Origin of the sequence: Pseudomonas silensiensis (assembly GCF_050434865.1) — a bacterium.
Classification (GTDB): domain Bacteria; phylum Pseudomonadota; class Gammaproteobacteria; order Pseudomonadales; family Pseudomonadaceae; genus Aquipseudomonas; species Aquipseudomonas fluorescens_W.
Window position 1 is genome coordinate 145,212 of sequence record NZ_JBNDJH010000006.1, and the last position, 22,274, is coordinate 167,485.

At 59.9% G+C, this 22,274-nt stretch carries 21 protein-coding genes; 13 read left to right on the forward strand and 8 right to left on the reverse strand.

All coding sequences use genetic code 11. The features are described 5' to 3' along the window. The 5 genes from etfA to QF010_RS11020 all read right to left on the reverse strand — a co-directional run bounded on the left by etfA (position 1) and on the right by QF010_RS11020 (position 7,006). Positions 1 to 1,221: an electron transfer flavoprotein subunit alpha gene (gene etfA / locus QF010_RS11000; RefSeq protein ID WP_429533121.1), complete on the reverse strand. Its 1,221-nt coding sequence runs from the start codon at positions 1,219 to 1,221 to the stop codon at positions 1 to 3. Next, on the reverse strand, positions 1,221 to 3,170 hold the full coding sequence (gene dgcB, locus QF010_RS11005; RefSeq protein WP_429533122.1) for a dimethylglycine demethylation protein DgcB: 1,950 nt from the start codon (positions 3,168 to 3,170) through the stop codon (positions 1,221 to 1,223). Before dgcB ends, etfA begins: the two co-directional genes overlap by 1 nt. 173 nt (positions 3,171 to 3,343) lie before the next feature. Then, positions 3,344 to 5,404: a dimethylglycine demethylation protein DgcA gene (gene dgcA, locus QF010_RS11010; protein ID WP_033060742.1), complete on the reverse strand. Its 2,061-nt coding sequence runs from the start codon at positions 5,402 to 5,404 to the stop codon at positions 3,344 to 3,346. 15 nt (positions 5,405 to 5,419) lie between these two features. Further along, positions 5,420 to 5,950 (reverse strand): DUF5943 domain-containing protein, encoded by a 531-nt coding sequence (locus QF010_RS11015; protein WP_008033249.1) that lies wholly within the window; start codon positions 5,948 to 5,950, stop codon positions 5,420 to 5,422. A 78-nt stretch (positions 5,951 to 6,028) separates the two neighbouring features. Further along, the gene (locus tag QF010_RS11020; RefSeq protein WP_007907542.1) at positions 6,029 to 7,006 is read right to left on the reverse strand and encodes a dipeptidase; all 978 of its coding nucleotides are present in this window, start codon (positions 7,004 to 7,006) and stop codon (positions 6,029 to 6,031) included. 248 nt (positions 7,007 to 7,254) lie between these two features. Here QF010_RS11020 and QF010_RS11025 point away from each other — a divergent pair, with 248 nt between their 5' ends. The 4 genes from QF010_RS11025 (at position 7,255) to QF010_RS11040 (ending at position 8,879) form a co-directional block, all read left to right on the forward strand. Then, positions 7,255 to 7,656, forward strand: a complete 402-nt coding sequence (locus QF010_RS11025; protein ID WP_429511719.1) for a lysozyme inhibitor LprI family protein — start codon at positions 7,255 to 7,257, stop codon at positions 7,654 to 7,656. 212 nt (positions 7,657 to 7,868) lie between these two features. Further along, positions 7,869 to 8,123: a type II toxin-antitoxin system RelE family toxin gene (locus QF010_RS11030; protein WP_033060739.1), complete on the forward strand. Its 255-nt coding sequence runs from the start codon at positions 7,869 to 7,871 to the stop codon at positions 8,121 to 8,123. Further along, positions 8,107 to 8,430, forward strand: a complete 324-nt coding sequence (locus QF010_RS11035) for a helix-turn-helix domain-containing protein (RefSeq protein ID WP_033060738.1) — start codon at positions 8,107 to 8,109, stop codon at positions 8,428 to 8,430. Before QF010_RS11030 ends, QF010_RS11035 begins: the two co-directional genes overlap by 17 nt. A gap of 32 nt (positions 8,431 to 8,462) precedes the next feature. Continuing rightward, positions 8,463 to 8,879 carry a DUF3010 family protein gene (locus tag QF010_RS11040; protein WP_429533123.1) on the forward strand — a complete coding sequence of 139 codons (417 nt, stop codon included), beginning with the start codon at positions 8,463 to 8,465 and terminating at the stop codon, positions 8,877 to 8,879. A gap of 138 nt (positions 8,880 to 9,017) precedes the next feature. On the opposite strand, the gene QF010_RS11045 is transcribed toward QF010_RS11040, so the two are convergent. Continuing rightward, the gene (locus QF010_RS11045) at positions 9,018 to 9,977 is read right to left on the reverse strand and encodes a GlxA family transcriptional regulator (protein ID WP_033060341.1); all 960 of its coding nucleotides are present in this window, start codon (positions 9,975 to 9,977) and stop codon (positions 9,018 to 9,020) included. Between the two features lie 209 nt (positions 9,978 to 10,186). Between QF010_RS11045 and choX the strand changes: the two genes are divergently transcribed. The 6 genes from choX (at position 10,187) to QF010_RS11075 (ending at position 15,600) form a co-directional block, all read left to right on the forward strand. After that, positions 10,187 to 11,131 (forward strand): choline ABC transporter substrate-binding protein, encoded by a 945-nt coding sequence (gene choX / locus QF010_RS11050; protein WP_429511717.1) that lies wholly within the window; start codon positions 10,187 to 10,189, stop codon positions 11,129 to 11,131. 73 nt (positions 11,132 to 11,204) lie between these two features. After that, a complete protein-coding gene (gene cdhC, locus QF010_RS11055) occupies positions 11,205 to 12,092 on the forward strand; it encodes a 3-dehydrocarnitine:acetyl-CoA trimethylamine transferase CdhC (RefSeq protein ID WP_033060344.1) in 888 nt (295 codons plus the stop codon). 141 nt (positions 12,093 to 12,233) lie between these two features. Then, positions 12,234 to 13,199, forward strand: coding sequence for an L-carnitine dehydrogenase (locus QF010_RS11060; protein WP_033060346.1), 966 nt, complete (start codon positions 12,234 to 12,236; stop codon positions 13,197 to 13,199). A 223-nt stretch (positions 13,200 to 13,422) separates the two neighbouring features. Then, positions 13,423 to 13,899, forward strand: a complete 477-nt coding sequence (locus QF010_RS11065) for a thioesterase family protein (protein ID WP_429533124.1) — start codon at positions 13,423 to 13,425, stop codon at positions 13,897 to 13,899. Between the two features lie 14 nt (positions 13,900 to 13,913). After that, positions 13,914 to 15,077 (forward strand): gamma-butyrobetaine dioxygenase, encoded by a 1,164-nt coding sequence (locus tag QF010_RS11070; protein WP_429533125.1) that lies wholly within the window; start codon positions 13,914 to 13,916, stop codon positions 15,075 to 15,077. Positions 15,078 to 15,336: 259 nt separating this feature from the next. Continuing rightward, positions 15,337 to 15,600: a hypothetical protein gene (locus tag QF010_RS11075; RefSeq protein WP_033060352.1), complete on the forward strand. Its 264-nt coding sequence runs from the start codon at positions 15,337 to 15,339 to the stop codon at positions 15,598 to 15,600. Between the two features lie 117 nt (positions 15,601 to 15,717). Here the strand turns inward: QF010_RS11075 and gbdR are convergent, their stop codons facing one another. Together gbdR and QF010_RS11085 are read right to left on the reverse strand one after the other, a co-directional pair. Next, positions 15,718 to 16,821, reverse strand: coding sequence for a choline metabolism transcriptional regulator GbdR (gene gbdR, locus QF010_RS11080; protein WP_033060353.1), 1,104 nt, complete (start codon positions 16,819 to 16,821; stop codon positions 15,718 to 15,720). A gap of 527 nt (positions 16,822 to 17,348) precedes the next feature. Beyond that, positions 17,349 to 18,725: an L-serine ammonia-lyase gene (locus tag QF010_RS11085; RefSeq protein WP_033060355.1), complete on the reverse strand. Its 1,377-nt coding sequence runs from the start codon at positions 18,723 to 18,725 to the stop codon at positions 17,349 to 17,351. A gap of 435 nt (positions 18,726 to 19,160) precedes the next feature. Here QF010_RS11085 and QF010_RS11090 point away from each other — a divergent pair, with 435 nt between their 5' ends. The 3 genes from QF010_RS11090 (at position 19,161) to choV (ending at position 22,195) form a co-directional block, all read left to right on the forward strand. Continuing rightward, complete coding sequence (locus QF010_RS11090) at positions 19,161 to 20,108, forward strand: choline ABC transporter substrate-binding protein (protein ID WP_033060357.1); 948 nt, start codon at positions 19,161 to 19,163, stop codon at positions 20,106 to 20,108. 66 nt (positions 20,109 to 20,174) lie between these two features. After that, positions 20,175 to 21,020 carry a choline ABC transporter permease subunit gene (gene choW / locus QF010_RS11095; RefSeq protein WP_033060358.1) on the forward strand — a complete coding sequence of 282 codons (846 nt, stop codon included), beginning with the start codon at positions 20,175 to 20,177 and terminating at the stop codon, positions 21,018 to 21,020. Next, the gene (gene choV / locus QF010_RS11100; protein ID WP_033060360.1) at positions 21,017 to 22,195 is read left to right on the forward strand and encodes a choline ABC transporter ATP-binding protein; all 1,179 of its coding nucleotides are present in this window, start codon (positions 21,017 to 21,019) and stop codon (positions 22,193 to 22,195) included. The genes choW and choV overlap by 4 nt, the downstream gene beginning before the upstream one ends. The last annotated feature ends 79 nt before the right edge of the window (positions 22,196 to 22,274 follow it).

Consider the following 22,274-nt stretch of genomic DNA (forward strand, 5'->3'; position numbering starts at 1 on the left):
TTAAGCCGCATCGCGCTTGGCTTCGTTGCGGTAAGCCTCTACCGCATCGATCAAGGCTTGAAGAATCTCTGCACTCTCGCCGATTACCGACAGGTCGGCCCGTTTGATCATGTCGCAGCCAGGATCGAGGTTGATCGCCACCACCTTGTCGCAGGCACCGATGCCTTGCAGGTGCTGGATCGCCCCGGAAATCCCCACCGCCACGTAAACCCGCGCGGTGACCCAGGTGCCGGACGCACCGACCTGACGGTCGCGCGCCATGAAGCCATCGTCCACTGCCACACGGGACGCGCCTTCGGTAGCGCCCAGCGCTTCGGCGGTCCTGTGGAAAAGTCCCCAATCCTTGACCCCGTTACCGCCGGAGAAGATGAACTCGGCTTCGGCCATCGGAATCGCCGCCGGGTCCACTGCCACCGCGCCCAAATCCTCGATGCGCGACAAGCTTCGTGCGACCGCTGTGGATAACTCCACCGGCAAGGCTTCGTGACGGGTTTCGCTGACCGGCTCGGCGCATTCGACGGCAGCCAGAATCAAGCGTGCCACCGGGCGCGCAAGGTCTTGCAAACCGGCACCGGCGCGACCGATACATTCCTGATCCTTGACCTGCCAGACCCGCGTGGCCGGGCGTTCGCCCAGTGCGGCGGCAAAGCGTCGACCCAATTCACCACCACCGCTGCGGCTGTCCGGCAGCAACCAGTGACGCGGGCTGAACTGGTTATCCACAGCCCGCAGGCCCTGGACCCGTTGTTCCGGTGCATAACCACTGAATTCGTCGCCATCCAGCACCAGCAAGCGATCGACGCCAGCGGTGGCGAAGGCATTTTCTTTATGTTCACCGAAGACCACGGCCAACACCGCGCCATCATTACCGGCCAACTGATGAGCCAGACCCAGCAAGTCGCGGTCGTGGCTGCTCAAGCGGCCGCCGACCATGTCCGGCACCACGCTGATGTAAAACGCGGGTGCAGGCACTTGATGCAGTGGCAACTGGACTTCAACCGCGGCCGAGCGTTTAGTCGCCCCGCCCTGTTGAGCGCCGCTGCGGTCGATCCGCTTGATCCCGTTGGGACCGATAAAACCGATGCCGTGAGGATTCTTGCGGATGACACCGTTAGGCCCCATCCAGCTGTGTTGCGCCGGTTGCATGGCCGCGTGCAGCGGGTGCAAGCGGTTACGGGCGATCCATTCGGCGCGTGGGTCGCGGCGGATAATGTCGCTCATCAGTGGGCCTCCGCAGGTTCACGTTGGGCCGGTTTGGTCGGCTTGCTCGGGGCAGCGTCTTCGAGCAACGCGTCCGCCACCAGTTCGGCGATGTCCTTGATCAGCGGCCGGGGTTCGACCACGCCTTCGAGCATCGCGGTGCACTGTGGACAACCCACGGCCACCAGTTCGGCGCCGGTTTCGCGGATGTCTTCCATGCGCATGTCGGGGATCCGTTGCTTGCCCGGGATGTCGGTGATCGGCGCACCGCCGCCACCACCGCAGCAGCGCGAGCGGAAACCGGAGCGTTGCATTTCCTTGATCTCGATACCCAGGGCGCGCAGCACTTCACGCGGTGCCTCGTACTCGCCGTTGTAGCGGCCGAGGTAGCACGGATCGTGATAAGTCACGCTGCTGCCTTTGTGCTGACCGAGGTTCAGGGCGCCAGCGCCGATGATTTCTGCCATGTAAGTGCTGTGGTGCTGCACGACGTAGTTACCGTCGAAGGCGCCGTACTCGTTTTTCAGCACGTGGAAGCTGTGCGGGTCGCAGGTGACGATGCGATTGAAGCTGTACTTGGCCAAGGTCTGAATGTTGCGTTTGGCCAGCAACTGGAAGGTGGCTTCGTCGCCCAGACGTCGAGCCACGTCACCGCTGTCGCGTTCTTCAAGGCCCAGCACGGCGAAGTCGACCTTGGCCGCTTTCAGCACTTTGACGAAGGCGCGCAGGGTGCGCTGGTTGCGCATGTCGAAGGCACCGTCGCCGACCCAGAACAGCACGTCGACCGACTTCTTCTCGCTCATCAGATTGAGGTTCAAGTCCGCCGCCCAGTTCATCCGCCCGCCCGGGGCGAAACCGCCAGGGTTGTCGGTGGCGATCAGGTTTTCCAGGACTTCGGCGCCCTTGTTCGGGGTCGCACCTTTTTCCAGGGTCAGGTGACGGCGCATGTCGACGATGGCATCGACGTGCTCGATCATCATCGGGCACTCCTCGACGCAGGCACGGCAGGTAGTGCAGGACCACAATGTTTCAGCATCCACCAGACCGTTGACGATCGGTTGATGCGGATTACCGGCGTGCTCGCCGATGGCCTTGCCCGGATACGGGCTGCCGGCGAATTTGGCGTCGGTGCCACCGGCCAGGCCAACGACCATGTCTTGAATCAGTTTTTTCGGGTTCAGCGGCTGGCCGGCGGCGAACGCCGGGCACGCGGCTTCGCACTTACCGCACTGCACGCAGGCATCGAAGCCGAGCAGTTGGTTCCAGGTGAAATCCTTGGGTTTTTCCACACCCAGTGGTGCGTTTGGATCGTTCAGGTCCAGCGGTTTCAAACCGGTGGAGCGGCCGCCACCAAAGCGTTCGGCGCGACGGTGCCAGGCCAGGTGCAAAGCACCGGCGAAGGCGTGCTTCATCGGCCCGCCCCAGGTCATGCCGAAGAACAATTCCGATACGCCCCACAGCACACCTACACCGAGGATTGCCGCGACCACCCAACCACCGAAGTTTTCCGGGAGGATGCCGGCGACCGGCAGGGTCAACAGGAAAAAGCTTACCGAGAACGCCAACAGGCTTTTCGGCAGGCGCATCCATGGGCCTTTGGACAAACGGGCCGGCGGGTTGCGACGACGCAGGTACACAAAGATCGCACCGACGAACATCACCGCCGTCATCAACAACAGGGCATAGCCGAGGATGCGGTTATGCAGGCCAAAACCGTGCACCAGAATCGCCAGCACGATAGACGCCACCGCACCACCGGCCGTGGCAACGTGGGTGTTGGCGATGTATTTGTCCCGCGCGACCACATGGTGCAAATCGACCATGTAGCGCTTGGGCATGGCGAACAGGCCGCCGATCAGGTCGACTTTCGAAGCCCGGCCTCGGCGCCACATAGCCACCCGCCGCAACGCGCCCAGAACCGCAAGGCCCAGGGCGGCGAACAACAGGATTGGAAGAAGGGTGTTCAACATGGTGGAGCTCCCAAAGACCGCAGGGTCTTGCAGGCCAAACTACCTGGATGCCTTGCCCGATTCCTGTAGGAGCGAGGCTTGCCCGCGAAGGCGATGGATCAGCCGACATCAATGTTGAATGTCAGGACGCCTTCGCGGGCAAGCCTCGCTCCTACAGGGTTATCCACAAGCTCTTAGAAATCCTTGCACAACCGCAGCGCGTCGTAGATCGCCGCGTGGGTGTTGCGCTGCGCCACGCAGTCGCCGATGCGGAACAGCAAGTAGCCGTCGCCCGCCTGGCTCAGCGAAGGTTGCGGCTTGATCGCGAACAAGGCTTCGATGTCCATCTGGCCTTTGTTGCGCGAGCCTTCCTTCAGGGCGTAGTAGATTTCTTCGTCCGGACGCACGCCGTTTTCGACGACGACCTGGTCCACCACCCGCTCCTCTTTGGCGCCGGTGTATTCGTTTTCCAGCACCGCCACCAGCTTGTCGCCTTCGCGGTAGACCTTCTCCAGCATCATGTCCCCGGTCATGATCACTTCTTTGGGGTACATGCTGCGGTAGTACGTCGGGAACGAAGTGCCGCCAATCGCTACGCCCGGCTTGATGTCGTCAGTGACGATCTCGACCTGGCTGCCCTTGTCGGCGAGGAAGTCGGCGGTCGACATCCCGGTGAACTCGCAAATGGTGTCGTAGACCAGCACGTTTTTGCCCGGTGCAACCTTGCCGTCGAGGATGTCCCAGCTGCTGACGACCAGGCCTTCAGCCGCGCCCCAGTGTTCGTTCTGCTCCAGGAATGGATGGCCGCCGACGGCGAGTACCACCACGTCCGGACGCAGGTCGAGAATGGTTGCCGCATCGGCCGCCACGCCCAGGCGCAGGTCGACTTTCAAACGCGCCAATTCCAGTTGGAACCAGCGAGTGATACCGGCGATCTGGTCCCGTTGCGGGGCTTTCGAGGCGGTCGTGATCTGGCCGCCGATGAATTCTTTCTTCTCGAACAGGGTCACGTCGTGGCCACGTTCGGCGGACACACGTGCAGCTTCCATCCCGGCAGGGCCGGCACCGACCACCACAACTTTGCGCTTCACACCAGCCGATTTCTCGATGATGTGCGGCACGCCCATGTATTCACGGGAGGTCGCAGCGTTCTGGATGCACAACACGTCCAGACCCTGATATTGACGGTCGATGCAGTAGTTGGCACCGACGCACTGTTTGATCTGGTCGACCTGGCCCATTTTGATCTTGGCGATCAGGTGCGGGTCAGCGATGTGGGCGCGGGTCATGCCGACCATGTCCACATAGCCGCCTTCCAGGATACGGGTCGCCTGGTTCGGGTCCTTGATGTTCTGCGCGTGCAGTACCGGGGCCTTCACCACTTCCTTGATACCGGCGGCCAAGTGCAGGAATGGCTCCGGTGGATAACTCATGTTCGGAATAACGTTGGCCAGGGTGTTGTGGGTGTCACAACCCGAACCGACCACGCCGATGAAGTCGATCATGCCGGTGTCGTCGTAATACTTGGCGATCTGCTTCATGTCCTCGTGGGACAAGCCATCCGGGTGGAATTCATCACCGCACAGACGGATGCCGACGCAGAAATCCGGACCCACTTCCTTGCGCACAGCCTTGATCACTTCCAGGCCGAAACGCATGCGGTTCTCGAAACTGCCGCCCCATTCGTCGGTACGCTTGTTGACGCGCGGGCTCCAGAACTGGTCGATCATGTGCTGGTGCACGGCGGACAGCTCGACGCCGTCCAGGCCACCGGCCTTGGCCCGCGCGGCGGCGCTGGCGTAGTTGCCGATCACCCGCCAGATTTCTTCCGGCTCGATGGTTTTGCAGGTCGCACGGTGCACCGGCTCACGGATACCCGACGGCGACAGCAGGGTTGGCCAATGCTCGCCGTCCCATCGGGAACGACGACCCATGTGAGTAATCTGGATCATGATCTTGGCGCCATGCTTGTGCATGGCATCGGCCAGGTTCTGGAAGTGCGGGATGATCCGGTCGTCGGCCAGGTTGACCGACTTCCACCAGCCTTGCGGGCTGTCGATGGCCACACTGGAGGAACCGCCGCAAATCGCCAGGCCGATCCCGCCCTTGGCTTTCTCTTCGTAATACTTGACGTACCGGTCGGTGGTCATGCCGCCGTCGGTGGCATAGACCTCAGCGTGCGCGGTGCTGAGCACGCGGTTACGGATGGTCAGTTTGCCGATCTGGATCGGCTGAAACATTGCTTCGAAAGCCATGGCGGGTTCCTCGACTTACAACGGCTTGACGGTGAACAAACCGTCGTCGTGGCCTTCTTCGGAGCCACCGTAAACTTGTTCGGCAACCGTGCGGATCTTGCTGCCGCGAGCTTGCAGAATCTGATCCATCGCGCCGGCAAACCAGCCCGTGAACATGTAGTCGACTTTGCGGCCGACCTTGCCGTAGACATAAACAAACGCAGAGTGTTCGAGCTTGACGCTGGCAGTGCCTTTGTCGAGGTCGATGTCCTGGATCTTGAACAGGCCCCAGCCGCGCTGCGACAGGCGCTTCATGTAGTGCTCGAACACCGCGACGCCTTCCAGGCCGTGGCACTCAGCTTCTTTTTCACACCAGTGCCAGGCGGATTTGTAGCCGGCCTTGTAGAGGATTTCGGCGTAGGCGTCGGCGCCCAGCACTTCCTCGATGCCCATGTGGTTGTTGACGAAGAAATGACGCGGTACGTACAGCATTGGCAGGGCGTCGGAGGTCCAGACACCGGTTTCGCTGTCGACTTCGATTGGCAATTGCGGGGCGATCTTGGCCATGGAAACTTAACTCCAGAAAAATTTTGGTGTTGCCCCCGGCACGAATGGCCGGGGGAAAGGATTCAGAGGTGCTGTGGCTTACTCGCCCCAGACGTCCTTGAGGACGTTGACCCAGTTCTCGCCCATGATCTTGCGAACCACGCGCTCGGAATGACCGCGCTTGAGCAGGGTTTCGGTCAGGTTCGGGAACTCGCCGACGGTGCGGATGCCCAGCGGGTTGATGATCTTGCCGAAGCTGGTCAGGCGGCGGGCGTAGCCCTTGTCATGGGTCAGGTATTCGAAGAAGTCCTGGCCATGGCCCTGGGTGAAGTCGGTGCCGATACCGATGGCGTCTTCACCGACGATATTCATGGTGTATTCGATGGCTTCGGCGTAATCGTCGATGGTCGAATCGATACCCTTGGCCAGGAATGGCGCGAACATGGTCACGCCGACGAAACCGCCGTGATCGGCGATGAACTTCAGTTCTTCATCGGATTTGTTGCGCGGGTGGACTTTCAGACCCGACGGCAGGCAATGGGAGTAGCAGACCGGTTTCTTGGATTCGAGGATGACTTCTTCGGAAGTCTTCGAACCTACGTGGGACAGGTCGCACATGACGCCGACGCGGTTCATCTCGGCGACGATCTCACGACCGAAGCCCGACAGGCCGCCATCACGCTCGTAGCAACCGGTACCGACCAGGTTCTGGGTGTTGTAGCACATCTGCACGATACCGACGCCCAGCTGCTTGAACACCTCGACGTAGCCGATCTGGTCTTCAAAGGCGTGAGCATTCTGGAAGCCGAACAGGATGCCGGTCTTGCCCTGCTCTTTGGCTTTGCGGATATCGGCGGTGGTGCGCACTGGAATCACCAGGTCGCTGTTTTCGCGGATCAGCTTCTGGCTGGCGGCGATATTGTTCACAGTGGCCTGAAAGCCCTCCCACACCGACACGGTGCAGTTGGCCGCGGTCAGACCGCCCTTGCGCATGTCTTCGAACAGCTCACGGTTCCACTTGGCAATAATCAGGCCGTCGATAACGATGCTGTCGGCGTGTAATTCGGCTGGGCTCATCAGGCTGTCCCCTATTAGCGATTCATGCGCCGAATCGTGTGCCGGCGCTTTGGGGCCAGCATATGCCTGAGGGAGGGGGCAGCCGGGTGCAAAAACGACAGGGGGTTTGCCGAAAGCGTCAATCCGCGACAAAGGGTCGTCGTCGGACGTCATGAGCCACCTGTTCAAGGGCCTGCGCATGGGCCAGAATTCGCGCCACTACTGGATGTTTCACTGGATGCTTTACTGGAATAAGGGGCGGCGGCGCAATGAAATCGATCTTCCTGGCATTGGCACTGATAGCGACCGGCGTACACGCGGCTGAAGAAGCCGACGATAACCCCTGCGACAAAGTCGAAAACGAAGTCCAGACCCTGGAATGCTCGACCTACAGCAGAACCACCGCCGAAGACCTGCTGAGCGAAAACCTCAAAAGCCTGACCGAGCGCATGCAAACGCTCTACGGCAAGAACCCGGCGCAACTGACCGACATCACCGCCAAACTCAAGGCCTCTCAGCAGCAATGGCTGAAGACCCGGGATGCGGACTGCGCGGTTGAAGCGTTCCCGGCGACGAGCGGTAGCAAGGCATTCACGATTGCGCAGAATGATTGCGTGGCGCGGATGAGTGATGAGCGGTCGGAGTTTTTGGAGTCGATTGGGCAGGAGTAAACCTTATCGTCCGTCGGAAGCTGGTGCTGTCGCCAGCTTTCTAACCGCAAGAAATGACCTTTCCCACAAGCAGTTTTCATCACGCCTACAACCGCCCTTAGCTCAATAAACGACCGTTTCAGTCGGGCAACATGCCGACACGGTTCGCTTGTTTGCGACCTGAAAAATATAAGCAAAGATTCGCAAATCTTATAAAAGACTTATATCCTCCTATGAATAGCATCCACTGGACTCGAAAGGCCGTTAAGCAGCTTCTGAAATTGCATTCCGCTCATCAGATCCAGGTTCGTGATGCCGTCACGGTGCTGGCTGGAATGCCGGATGTAGGCAATGTCAAAGCACTGACTGGTCATGACTACGCCTATCGGCTACGAGTAGGTAACTATCGGGTCATGTTCGACTGGGATGGCGCAATCAAAGTGGTCAGTATTCAAGAGGTCAAAAAACGCGATGAACGCACCTACTGACGTTCAAATAATCAATGATGCAGACGGAAACCCTGCGTTCGTGGTCATTCCCTACGCGCAATACGTCGCGCAGAAGATAGAGCCCGATCTGATCCCTCACGAGGTGGTCAGCCGCATCGTCGACGGCGCGACGCCTATTCGTGCCTGGCGTGAACACTTGAACCTTACACAGGATGAAGTGGCCAAACGCATGGGCATCTCCCAACCGGCGTTCGCCCAGCAGGAGACTGTTGCCAAGCCCCGCAAGGCCACTCGCGAAAAAATCGCCGCAGCTTTTGGCATCAAGCCCAATCAACTCGAGCTGTAAGCTGCACTCCACCAACAAGGAAAGGGATTTACATGAAAATCTGCGGCATCGAAATCAAAGGCAGCGAAGCCATCATCGCCGTGGCCTCTCTCGACGGTCAGGCGCTGAGCCACGTCGCCCTGGCCACCAAGAAAATCGCCCTCGACGATGATGACGAAGCCGCTAACGTCAAAGTCTTTGCCGCTCAGGTGGCGTCGTTTGTGCGTGAAAATTCGATTGATCGGATCGCGATCAAAAAACGCAGCAAGAAAGGCGAATTCGCCGGTGGGCCGACCACGTTCAAGATCGAAGGCGTTTTCCAGTTGCTGGAAAATTGCGAGGTCACGCTGCTGTCGCCACAGACGATTAATGCGCAGAACAAGAAGTTCGACTTTGAACTGCCGGGTACGCTGAACAAGTATCAGCATGAAGCCTACAAGGCGGCCTGTTCGGCCTTAATGAAGAAGTAACGCCCAAAGCAGATCAAAACTGTGGGAGCGAGCCTGCTCGCGATGGCGGTCTGTCATACAAGTTGATGTCTACTGATCCACCGCCATCGCGAGCAAGCTCGCTCCCACAGGGTTTTCTGTTGCTGTCGAAATCGGCGCTTAGACCAGTTCCCGGCCATCTCCCAACCGCCGCCGATCTTCCCGCGGACACCGCGCAAACTTCGCCCGATAGCTTCGGGTGAAATACGACGGCGATTCAAACCCGCACGCGATACTCACTTCCAACACGCTCATGTCCGTCTGCCGCAACAACTGCCGGGCTTTTTCCAGCCGCAGGCGCAGGTAGAAATTGCTCGGCGTGTCGTTCAAATGCAGGCGAAACAATCGCTCCAGTTGCCGCCGCGTCACCTTGATCGACTCAGCCAACTCAAGCGTGCTCAGCGGCGGTTCGCTGTGCTGCTCCATCTCGCCAATCACCTGCACCAGTTTCTTGTTGCTGATGCCATAACGCGTGGCGACTTCCATGCGCTGGTGGTCTTTGCGCGGGCGGATGCGGCCGAGCACGAATTGTTCGCTGACCTGGATCGCCAGTTCCGGACCATGGGCCTGGCTGATGAGGTCGAGCATCAGGTCGATGGAAGCGGTGCCGCCGGCGGAGGTAATGCGTCGGCGGTCGATCTCGAACAGCTCCTGGGTAACGCTGAGCTGTGGATAAGATTCCTTGAACGCGTCGATGGCTTCCCAGTGCAGGGTCAAGCGATGGCCGTCGAGCAGGCCGGCCTCGGCGAGGATGAAGCTGCCGGTGTCGATGGCGCCGAGGGTCACGCCTTCGTTGTCCAGGCGGCGCAGCCAGTGTTCCAGCGCCGGAGTGGTGAATTTCAGCGGTTCGAAGCCGGCGACCACCAATAGCGTTGCACCTTTCTTCAGCGGTTCCAGCGCCGCATCGGCGTTGACCGACATGCCGTTGCTGGCCAATACCGCCCCGCCGTCCGCGCTGAGCACATGCCAGCGGTAGAGCTCGCCACGAAAGCGATTGGCGACGCGCAACGGCTCGATGGCCGAGATAAATCCAATCGCCGAGAAACCCGGCATCAACAAGAAGTAGAAATCCTGGGACATGGAGCGCACTCGACTGGCAGGTAACGAGAGGGCGGGTAGCGTGTGGACGTTGATACGCCACTTGTCGATGGCATTCAAGAGCGCAGGTCGCTGCAGTGCAAGAGCTGGTCGCCGCAGTGCGCTTTCACCGGGCCTTAGCTGCGTAACTTGGCATCACCGGCGCACAAAGACGACCGGACCCACAATAACGAACTGCCGAGGAACCTGAGATGAAACGACTGATCAGCAGCTGTGTTCTTGCACTCAGCGGTACCGCTTTCCTGAGCGCCAGCGTCATGGCGGCCGAACCTGCTTCATGCCAGAACGTACGCATGGGCGTCGTGAACTGGACCGATGTGATCGCCACCAGTGCCATGACCCAAGTCCTGCTCGATGGCCTCGGCTACAACACCAAACAAACCAGCGCTTCCCAGCAAATCATCTTCGCCGGGATCCGCGACCAGCGCCTGGACTTGTTCCTGGGCTACTGGAACCCGCTGATGACCCAGACCATCACGCCGTTCGTCGATGGCAAGCAGGTCAAAGTGCTTGAAGCACCAAGCCTGAAAGACGCCCGCGCCACCCTCGCCGTACCGACGTATCTCGCCGACAAGGGCCTGAAAACCTTCGCCGACATCGCCAAGTTCGAGAAAGAGCTGGGCGGAAAAATCTACGGCATCGAGCCAGGCTCGGGCGCCAACACCCAGATCAAGGCGATGATCGCCAAGAACCAGTTTGGCCTTGGCAAGTTCCAGCTGGTCGAATCCAGCGAGGCCGGCATGCTCGCGGCGGTGGATCGCGCCGTGCGCCGCAAAGAGGCCGTGGTGTTCTTCGGCTGGGCGCCGCACCCGATGAACGTCAACGTGCAGATGACCTATCTCACTGGCAGTGAAGACGCTCTGGGCCCGGACGAAGGCATGGCCACGGTCTGGACCGTCACCGCGCCTAAATACGCCGAGCAATGCCCGAACATCGGTCGTTTGCTAAGCAACCTGACCTACACCGCCGAAGACGAGAGCCGGATGATGCAGCCGCTGCTGGATCACAAAGACGCCTTCGAGTCGGCCAAGCAATGGCTGAAAGATCACCCGCAAGACAAGCAACGCTGGCTCGAAGGCGTGACCACCTTCGATGGCAAGCCCGCCGCTGAAAACCTGCAACTGACCACCAAATAAACCCGATTGAACCACCGACTCGCAGCCCGACAGGGCTGCGAATCGACTAATCACGTCTGTAAGGAACCGCCTCATGAACCACGACGTCATCATCACCTGCGCACTCACCGGTGCTGGCGACACGACCAGCAAGAGCCCACACGTGCCGGTCACCCCGAAACAAATCGCCGCAGCCGCCGTGGAAGCTGCCAAGGCCGGCGCTACCGTGGTCCACTGCCACGTGCGTAACCCCGAAACCGGCAAATTCAGCCGTGATGTAGCGCTGTATCGCGAAGTGATGGAGCGCATCCGCGAAGCGGACGTCGACATCATCGTCAACCTCACCGCCGGCATGGGCGGCGACCTGGAAATCGGCGCTGGCGAGAACCCGATGGAGTTCGGCCCGAACACCGACCTGGTCGGCCCGCTGACCCGGCTGGCCCACGTTGAAGAGCTGCTGCCAGAAATCTGCACCCTCGATTGCGGCACCCTGAACTTCGGCGACGGCGACACCATCTACGTGTCCACCCCGGCTCAGCTGCGCGCTGGCGCCAAACGCATTCAAGAGCTGGGCGTGAAAGCCGAGCTGGAAATTTTCGACACCGGTCACCTGTGGTTCGCCAAGCAGATGATCAAGGAAGGCCTGCTTGACGACCCGCTGTTCCAACTGTGCCTGGGCATCCCGTGGGGCGCGCCGGCCGACACCACCACCATGAAAGCCATGGTCGACAACCTGCCTGCCAATGCGGTCTGGGCTGGCTTCGGCATCGGTCGCATGCAAATGCCGATGGCCGCGCAAGCGGTGCTGCTCGGCGGCAACGTGCGGGTCGGTCTGGAAGACAACATCTGGCTGGACAAGGGCGTACTGGCGACCAACGGCCAACTGGTCGAACGCGCCACGGAAATCCTCAGCCGTCTCGGCGCCCGTGTTCTGACCCCGGCGGAAGGCCGGGCAAAAATGGGCCTGACCAAGCGCGGTTGACCCGCACCTACACCTAACCCTGTGGGAGCGGGCTTGCCCGCGATAGCGCCGGTACTACCGATACATCTTCTTCGGCAGGAATACCGTCATCGCAGGCAAGCCAGCTCCCACAGGGATCACCGAACTCTTTAGGAAGTCGCCATGAGCTTTATCACTGAAATCAAAACCTTCGCAGCCTTGGGCAGCGGTGTCATCGGCAGCGGTTGGGTGTCCCGCGCCCTCGCCCACGGCCTCGACGTGGTGGCCTGGGACCCGGCGCCCGGTGCCGAAGCCGCGCTGCGCAAACGCGTCGCCAATGCCTGGGGCGCGTTGGAGAAACAGGGCCTTGCGCCAGGCGCATCGCAGGATCGGCTGCGCTTTGTCGCAACCATTGAAGAATGCGTTCGCGACGCGGATTTCATTCAGGAAAGCGCCCCTGAGCGTCTGGACCTGAAACTGGAACTGCACAGCAAAATCAGCGCGGCGGCCAAGCCCAATGCCTTGATTGGCTCCAGTACTTCCGGCCTGTTGCCGAGCGAGTTCTACGAGAGTTCGACGCACCCGGAACGCTGCGTGGTCGGGCACCCGTTCAACCCGGTTTACCTGCTGCCGCTGGTGGAAGTGGTTGGCGGCAAAAACACCGCCCCGCAAGCCGTTCAAGCAGCAATGAAAGTCTACGAGTCCTTGGGCATGCGTCCGCTGCATGTGCGCAAGGAAGTACCCGGCTTTATCGCCGACCGCTTGCTCGAAGCGTTGTGGCGTGAAGCGCTGCACCTGGTCAACGACGGTGTGGCGACCACCGGCGAGATCGACGATGCGATTCGCTTTGGCGCGGGCCTGCGCTGGTCGTTCATGGGCACATTCTTGACCTACACCCTGGCCGGTGGCGATGCGGGCATGCGGCACTTCATGGCGCAATTCGGGCCGGCGTTGCAGCTGCCTTGGACGTATCTGCCGGCGCCGGAGCTGACCGACAAGTTGATTGATGATGTGGTGGATGGCACCAGTGATCAGTTGGGCACGCACAGCATTTCGGCGCTGGAGCGCTATCGTGATGATTGCTTGCTGGCGGTGCTGGAGGCGGTGAAGACCACCAAAGAGAAGCATGGGATGGCCTTCAGCGAATGATTGCACTTGGTTTGAGATCCACCCCTCACCCTAACCCTCTCCCCAAGGGGTAGAGGGGACTGACCGAGGTGTTCTTGGAGCTCCATCGACCTGAAAGTCCGAGTCGAACTCAGGTTCTGAAAAGCCCCCGATCGGCCCCCTTTCCCCCTCTCCCCTATGGGGAGAGGGCTGGGGTGAGGGGTGGATCTTGAATTACAACCAAATCCTCAAGCGGATACCCATCATGCCCACCCTCACCACCTACCAAACCAAAATCATCCCCGACTGGGTCGACTACAACGGCCACCTGCGCGACGCCTTCTACCTGCTCATTTTCAGCTACGCCACCGACGCGCTGATGGATCGTCTGGGCATGGACAGCAACAATCGCGAAGCCAGCGGCAACTCGCTGTTTACCCTCGAACTGCACCTCAATTACCTGCACGAAGTGAAGCTCGACGCCGACGTCGAAGTGCACACCCAAATCATCGGCCACGACAGTAAACGCCTGCACCTCTACCACAGCCTGCATCTGGTTGGAGATGAGAAGGAGCTGGCGGGCAACGAGCAAATGCTGCTGCACGTCGACCTCGCCGGGCCGCGCTCCGCACCGTTCAGCGAAGACACCTTGAGCAAGCTGCAAGCCATCGTCGCCGAGCAAGCCGACCTGCCCGCCCCGGCCTACATGGGCCGAGTGATCGCGTTACCCCCTAAAAAATAACAAGGAGATCGCCATTGAACACCGCCGCCGCTTTTGCCGACTTCCGTACCTACCCGTTGATCAGCGCGTTGACCGCCGTGCAAACCCTGGCGGACCGAATTCAAGTGACATGGGCCGACAACAGGGTCAGCCCTTTTCATCATCAGTGGTTGCGCGACAACTGTCCGTGCCCGCTGTGCGTCTACACCGTGACCCGTGAGCAAGTGCTGGAAATCGTCGACGTCGCCGAAAACCTGAAGCCCTCGCACGTCAGCATTGATACCGAAGGCTGCCTGCGTGTCGACTGGCAAGACGGCCATCTCAGCCGCTTCGATCCTGGCTGGTTACGGGCCCACGCCTACGACGATGAGTCCCGCGCCGAACGTCGGGCCGCCAAGCCAAAAAGCCAGCTCTGGAACAGCGACCTGACGCTGCCGGTGTTCGAATACCAGGCGTTGATGAACGACAACGATGCCCTGCTGCAATGGCTGCTGGCCGTGCGCGATACCGGCCTGACTCAGGTCCGCGGTGTGCCCACCGAACCGGGCTCGTTGAAACTGATCGCCCAGCGGATTTCATTCATTCGCGAGAGCAATTTTGGCGTGCTGTTCAACGTGCAATCCAAGGCCGATGCCGACAGCAATGCCTACACCGCTTTCAACCTGCCGCTGCACAGCGATTTGCCGACCCGGGAGTTGCAACCAGGACTGCAATTCCTTCATTGCCTGGTGAATGACGCCGAGGGTGGCGAGAGTATTTTCGTCGACGGTTTTGCCATTGCCGAAGCCTTGCGCAATGAAGATCCCGAGGCGTTTAAAAGCCTTTGCGAAATCCCTGTGGAGTTCCGCAACAAAGACCGCCACAGCGACTACCGCCGTCTCGCACCGATCATCGCGCTGGATGCCTTTGGGCAGGTGTCGGAAATCCGCATGGCAAATTTTCTGCGCGGGCCGTTCGATGCGTCGGCCGAGCAGATGCCCGCGCTCTATCACGCCTACCGCCGCTTTATTGCAATGACCAGGGAAACGCGATTCCGGGTGATGACGCGGCTGAATCCCGGCGAAATGTGGTGTTTCGACAACCGCCGCACCCTCCACGCCCGCAACGCCTTCGACCCCGCCACCGGTGCCCGGCATTTTCAGGGTTGCTATGTCGACCGTGATGAGTTGTTGTCGCGCATCCTAGTCCTGCAGCGTTAAACCTCAGGCAAAAAAAACCCCGATCAAGCCGTGACAGGATCGGGGCAGAGGTGGGTACTGTTGAGGAGCCGTTGCGCGAGGGTGACCAAACCTTCGTGAAGCCAGCTGACCTCAGTGTGCCCACTCTCATCCTGCGTAAGTTAGTCGAAAACGACCTGTTCATAGGTATTGCGGCCATTGCGACAAATCGTCCTTGCCGCCACCCCGCACCCCTACGAGAATCGATCCACGACACCGTTCCCTGAAGAAGGATTGCGTCATGATGTACGCCGATTTGATAGACCAGGAAGACCTGTTGAGCCAGCTGAAGGCGTTGGGATTTTCAGTGCCCCCTGGCGCAACCGCCGAGCAGGCCTGCGAATGCGCAGTACGGGGCTTGAACAACGACCGGGCAATGGAACTGCGAACCATGGTCAAGCAGATGTACACCAGCAGCGCGTCCATCCAGCCGGCCGTGCGCCAGGCCATCGACAAGCAACTGCTGCCAGCGTTGGCGGAGTATCAGCAGAGCCGTAGCGCCTGATAGATCCAATCGTCGGATCGCCGCCCGGAGCAAGCTCGCTCCCACAGTTGACCGCATTCTTCTGAGAGAACTCGGTCAATGTGGGAGCGAGCTTGCTCGCGATGAAGGCGCCTCGGTTTAAAGCCTTACGCTGGCGAACGTCGACTCGTTACGCGCCTGGCTCAACGCCGACAACGGCCCGGACAACGGCGACAGCACCAATGCTTGCGGCAGCGGCATCATCGCCACTTGTTGCGTGGTGTTGGAACCTACGCGTTCGTCACGCGGCGGAATGCCGAAGTATTCGCGGTAGCACTTGGAGAAGTGCGGCGTGGACACGAAACCACAAACAGACGCCACTTCGATGATCGACATCGGCGTTTGCTTGAGCAGCTGCCGGGCGCGGATCAAGCGCAGTTTCAGGTAGTAACGCGACGGCGAGCAGTGCAGGTATTTCTGGAACAGCCGCTCCAGCTGACGACGCGACACGGCGACGTACACCGCCAGCTCGTCGAGGTCGATCGGCTCTTCGAGGTTGGCCTCCATCAGCGCGACAATTTCCTGCAACTTCGGCTGGTTGGTGCCGAGCATGTGCTTGAGCGGCACACGCTGGTGATCCTGCTCGTTGCGGATACGCTCGTAGACAAACATCTCCGAAATCGCAGCGGACAGTTCACGGCCGTGATCGCGGCTGATCAGGTGCAGCATCATGTCCAGCGGCGCGGTGCCACCGGAGCTGGTGAAACGGTTACGGTCGAGGGTGAACAGACGGGTACTCATGGCCACACGCGGGAAAGCTTCCTGCATCGAGGCCAGGCATTCCCAGTGCACGCTGCAATCGAAACCATCCAGCAGGCCGGCGCACGCCAGGGCCCAGCTGCCGGTGCAGACCGCACCGAGACGACGGGACTGACGCGCCTGGCTTTGCAGCCACGAAACGTGTTCCCGGGTAACAGTACGCTGGATGCCGATACCGCCACAGACAATCACGGTGTCCAGGGGTGGCGCTTTGTGCATGGAGCAATCGGGAGTGATCTGCAGACCGTCACTGGCCCAGACCTGACCGCCGTCGACGGTAAGCGTGCTCCAACGATACAGCTCGCGACCGGACAACTGGTTGGCCATACGCAGGGGCTCTACTGCGGAGGCCAAAGAAATAAGCGTGAAATTGTCCAGCAGCAGAAAGCCGATGGATTGAGGCGCACGGTTCTGGGGTTGGGCCCCGGAGTTGAACGTCGTCATCGCGGTATCTCCTCACACAAAGCGGGTGATGGCCTCAGGCGGAGGCTCTTGTTATTGCCATCGTTCTCGCGTGGGAGACGGGCTTTGTAATGACAGAGCAAATGCCATGCCTAAAGTTGAATAGCCGTTCAATAACTCCTGAAAACGACGTCGCGATGTGTCTAAATGTGACGCGCGGGGAGTAGGGGCTATAAGTGCCATTATCGGCGGAAGGCGCTCTGCCCCGTTGGGCGTGAGCAAATCGGTAGCACTTGTGGGAACAGGGCTACAGCGACTTGAGGGAGAGTGTCACCGAAGGCACAGGTGACAGGCGGTAATGGCCAACCTGGATCCCGGATCACGGACACGTCGCTTATCTGTAAGCGACGCTCCAAAACGTGGCGCGTTTAGATTCCGGTGTTCACTTAGCGCGCAGTTTTGACTGGTCTGGTGTGGCGAGGGAGCTTGCTCCCGCTGGGGCGCGAAGCGGCCCTAAAATCTTTACGACTGCTGCGCAGCCGAACGGGAGCAAGCTCCCTCGCCACAGGTCAGCATTCCACCGCGCTAACCGCCAACCCACCCCGCGATGTCTCTTTGTATTTGTCATGCATATCGGCGCCGGTATCACGCATCGTGCGGATCACCCGATCCAGCGAGATAAAGTGCTGACCGTCGCCACGTAGCGCCATCTGCGCCGCGTTGATGGCTTTCACCGCGGCAATCGCATTGCGCTCGATACACGGCACTTGCACCAACCCGCCCACCGGGTCGCAGGTCAGGCCGAGGTTGTGTTCCAGACCGATTTCCGCCGCGTTACACAGCTGCTCCGGCGTTGCCCCCAGAATCTCCGCCAGCCCGGCCGCCGCCATGGCGCAGGCCGAACCGACTTCGCCCTGGCAACCGACTTCGGCACCGGAAATCGAAGCGTTCTTCTTGCACAGAATCCCTACCGCCGCCGCACTGAGGAAATAGTCGACCACGTTGGCGTCGGTCACCACCTCACTGAACTTCATAAAGTAGTGCAACACCGCCGGAATGATCCCCGCCGCGCCATTGGTCGGCGCCGTCACCATGCGCCCGCCAGCGGCGTTTTCTTCGTTGACCGCCAGGGCGAACAGGTTGACCCACTCCATGGCGCTCAAGGTCGAGCCGATCACGTTAGGCTTGTTCAGTTCTTGCAGGCTGCGGTGCAACTTGGCCGCGCGACGGCGCACATTCAAGCCGCCGGGCAAGATGCCTTCGTGCTTGAGGCCTTGTTCGACGCAATCCTGCATGGCGCGCCAGAGTGTCATCAGGCCAGCGCGGATTTCCTCTTCGCTGCGCCAGACTTTCTCATTGGCCATCATCAACTCTGCAACGCGCAAGTTGTGCTGCTTGCAGAGGCTGAGCAATTCGGCAGCGCTGGAGAAATCGTACGGCAGCACGGTGCCGTCCAGATCGACCACACCACTTGAAGCCTGTGCCTCATCAACGACAAAACCGCCGCCGATGGAATAGTAGGTGTCGCGATGCAGCTCACCGTCATCGCCTTCGACGATCAGCGTCATGGCGTTGGGGTGGAACGGCAGGTTCTCGTCGATCAGGCGCATGTCCCGGGCCCAGATGAACGGGACCGACAAGCGGCCGTCGAGGAGCAACGTGTGGGTTTCGCGCAGGGTTTCGATGCGAATGCCGATTTGCGACGGATCGATCGCGTCCGGCCACTCGCCCATCAGGCCCATGATCACCGCGTTGTCGCTGCCGTGACCGATGCCGGTGGCCGACAACGACCCATAAAGCTGAACTTCGACGCGCCGTACTTGTTCCAAAAGACCCTGCTCACGCAAACCTTGCACGAACAACGCCGCGGCCCGCATAGGCCCCACGGTGTGCGAACTGGAAGGGCCGATGCCGATTTTGAACAGGTCGAAAACACTGATAGCCATTACTGCCGAACTCCTGGATGTGCCAACTCCAGACGCAAAAGCGCCCAGTGACGGAGCTGCTACGCTCAAGCTGCAATCCGCCGAGATGGCCGCATCATCAGGCTTTTGTCATGTCGTTCGACGTCTCACACCGACGCACTCATGCTCACCAACGCCGCGAGGCTTTGACGCTGCGTTTTCGCCGTTTTTTTGCGGATCAGAGGAGCAAAGGGGGCTGAAAAAAGCTGTAAACGACGTCACCGACACTGGATGCGACCATCCCTGTACTGGTTACGACGCACCCTGTAGGCGTCAGATTTTCACTGGTACATGATCGTATCGACTCGATTGCAAGGCGCCGTGGTAGAGATGTCTCCAAAACGCCATCCAACCGCAACCTATAAGTGCGGTGGTCCAGTCGGAACACTGCCAAAAAAAACACCAAGGAGTCCATCCATGAAAGGTTCCCCGTCGTTGTTGTTGGCCGCCATGCTGAGTCTGCCGTTTCTGGCTCAAGCCGCCGAACCGGCTCAATGCAGCACCGTAAACTTCTCCGATGTCGGCTGGACTGACATTACTGTCACCACCGCCACCACCAGCGTCGTCCTCGATGCCCTCGGCTACAAGACCAAAACCACGATGATTTCCGTACCGGTGACCTACAAGTCCCTGGCCGACGGCAAGAACATGGACGTATTCCTGGGTAACTGGATGCCGACCATGGAAAACGACATCAAGGCCTACCGAGATGCCGGCACCGTGGACACCCTGCGCGCCAACCTGGAAAACGCAAAATACACACTCGCCGTCCCCGAAGAGTTGTATAACAAAGGTCTGAAAGATTTCGCCGACATCGCCAAGTTCAAGAAAGAACTCGACGGCAAGATCTACGGTATCGAACCAGGCAACGACGGCAACCGCCTGATCCAGAGCATGATCGACAAGAACGCCTTCGGCTTGAAAGACGCCGGCTTCAAGGTGGTCGAGTCCAGCGAGGCAGGCATGCTCTCGCAAGTCGATCGCGCCCAGCGCCGCAACACCGCCGTGGTGTTCCTGGGCTGGGAACCACACCCGATGAACACACGTTTCAAGATGAAGTACCTGACCGGCGGCGACGAGTATTTCGGCCCGAACTTCGGCCAGGCAACCATCTACACCAACACCCGCAAGGGCTATGCGCAGGAATGCAGCAACGTGGGTCAGTTGCTGAAAAACCTGCAGTTCACGCTGAACATGGAAAGCACCCTGATGGGCAACGTCCTGGACGACAAAATGAAGCCTGACGCGGCCGCCAAGGCCTGGCTGAAAAAGAATCCACAGGTCCTCGATACCTGGCTCGCTGGCGTGACCACCATTGACGGTAAACCAGGCCTGGAGGCCGTGAAAGCCAAGCTCGCGCAGTAATCGCTTACGCCGGGCGAGTTCGCTCGCCCGGGCTGTTTATTTCCTTGCATGCGGACGTTCACTACCATGCTGATTGATCAGAAAATACCTTTAGGCCAGTACATCGCGGGCTTCGTTGAATGGTTGACGCAACACGGCGCCAGCACCTTCGACGCAATCGCCGTGTCACTGGAAACGATGATCCACGGCGTGACTTTTGCGCTGACCTGGTTCAACCCGCTGGCATTGATCGGCCTCATCGCGCTACTGGCTCACTTCATTCAACGAAAGTGGGGGCTGACCGTTTTTGTCATCGCCTCCTTCCTGCTGATCCTCAACCTGGGGTATTGGCAAGAAACCATGGAAACCCTCGCCCAGGTGCTGTTCGCAACCCTGGTCTGCGTGGTCATCGGCGTGCCGTTGGGTATCGTCGCCGCGCACAAACCGATGTTCTACACACTGATGCGTCCGGTGCTCGATCTGATGCAGACCGTACCGACCTTCGTGTACCTCATTCCTACCCTGACCCTCTTCGGTCTCGGTGTGGTCCCGGGCTTGATCTCGACGGTGGTGTTCGCGATTGCCGCGCCTATCCGCCTGACCTACCTGGGTATTCGCGATGTCCCGGAAGAATTGATGGACGCTGGCAAGGCCTTTGGCTGCTCGCGACGTCAGCTGCTCTCGCGAATCGAACTGCCCCACGCCATGCCAAGCATCGCGGCCGGTATCACCCAGTGCATCATGCTGTCGTTGTCGATGGTGGTGATCGCGGCACTGGTGGGCGCCGATGGCCTGGGCAAACCCGTGGTCAACGCACTGAACACTGCTGATATCGCCCTGGGCTTCGAAGCAGGCCTGGCGATCGTACTGCTGGCGATCATGCTCGACCGTATCTGCAAACAACCCGAAGCTAAAGTAGGGGGTGACGCATGAGCATTATTCGCTTCGAAAACGTCGACGTAATCTTCTCCAAGGATCCACGCGAGGCACTCAAGCTGCTGGATCAAGGCATGACCCGTAACGAGATCCTGAAAAAGACCGGGCAGATCGTCGGGGTCGAAAAGGCCAGCCTGGACGTCGAAAAAGGTGAAATCTGCGTACTGATGGGCCTGTCCGGCTCCGGCAAGTCCAGTCTGCTGCGCTGCATCAACGGCCTCAACACCGTCAGCCGCGGCAAACTGTTCGTCGAGCACGAAGGCAAGCAGATCGACATCGCCTCCTGCACCCCGGCAGAACTGAAAATGATGCGCACCAAGCGCATTGCGATGGTGTTCCAGAAGTTCGCCCTGATGCCTTGGTTGACGGTGCGCGAGAACATCAGTTTCGGTCTGGAAATGCAGGGTCGCCCTGAGAAAGAACGCCGCAAACTGGTGGATGAGAAGCTTGAGCTGGTGGGCCTGACCCAATGGCGCAACAAGAAACCCAACGAGCTGTCCGGTGGTATGCAACAACGCGTGGGCCTGGCCCGTGCTTTGGCGATGGACGCCGACATCCTGCTGATGGACGAACCGTTCTCGGCACTCGACCCGCTGATCCGCCAAGGCCTGCAAGACGAACTGCTGGAACTGCAACGCAAGCTGAGCAAGACCATCGTTTTCGTGAGCCACGACCTCGATGAAGCCCTGAAGCTCGGCAGCCGTATTGCGATCATGAAAGACGGTCGGATCATTCAGTACAGCAAACCTGAAGAGATCGTGCTGAACCCGGCGGACGACTACGTACGGACCTTCGTGGCCCACACCAACCCGCTGAACGTTCTCTGCGGTCGCAGCCTGATGCGCACCCTGGACAATTGCAAACGCATCAACGGCTCCGTCTGCCTCGATCCGGGCGGCGATTCGTGGCTGGACCTGGCCGAAGGCAACACCATCAAAGGCGCCCGCCAGAACGGGGCGATTCTGGACCTGCAGAACTGGATTCCAGGGCAAGCGGTTGAAGGCCTGGGTCGTCGTCCAACGCTGGTGGATTCGAACATCGGCATGCGCGACGCGCTGCAGATTCGCTATCAGACGGGTAATAAGCTGGTGCTGCACGACAACAACAAGGTTGTCGGGATTCTGGGTGATAGCGAGCTGTATCACGCACTGCTTGGCAAGAACCTGGGGTAAGGCAACACACACAAAAACGCCGCGAGAGGATCGCGGCGTTTTTGTTTGTGCAGATATTCAGCTTGGAATGCTGACAACT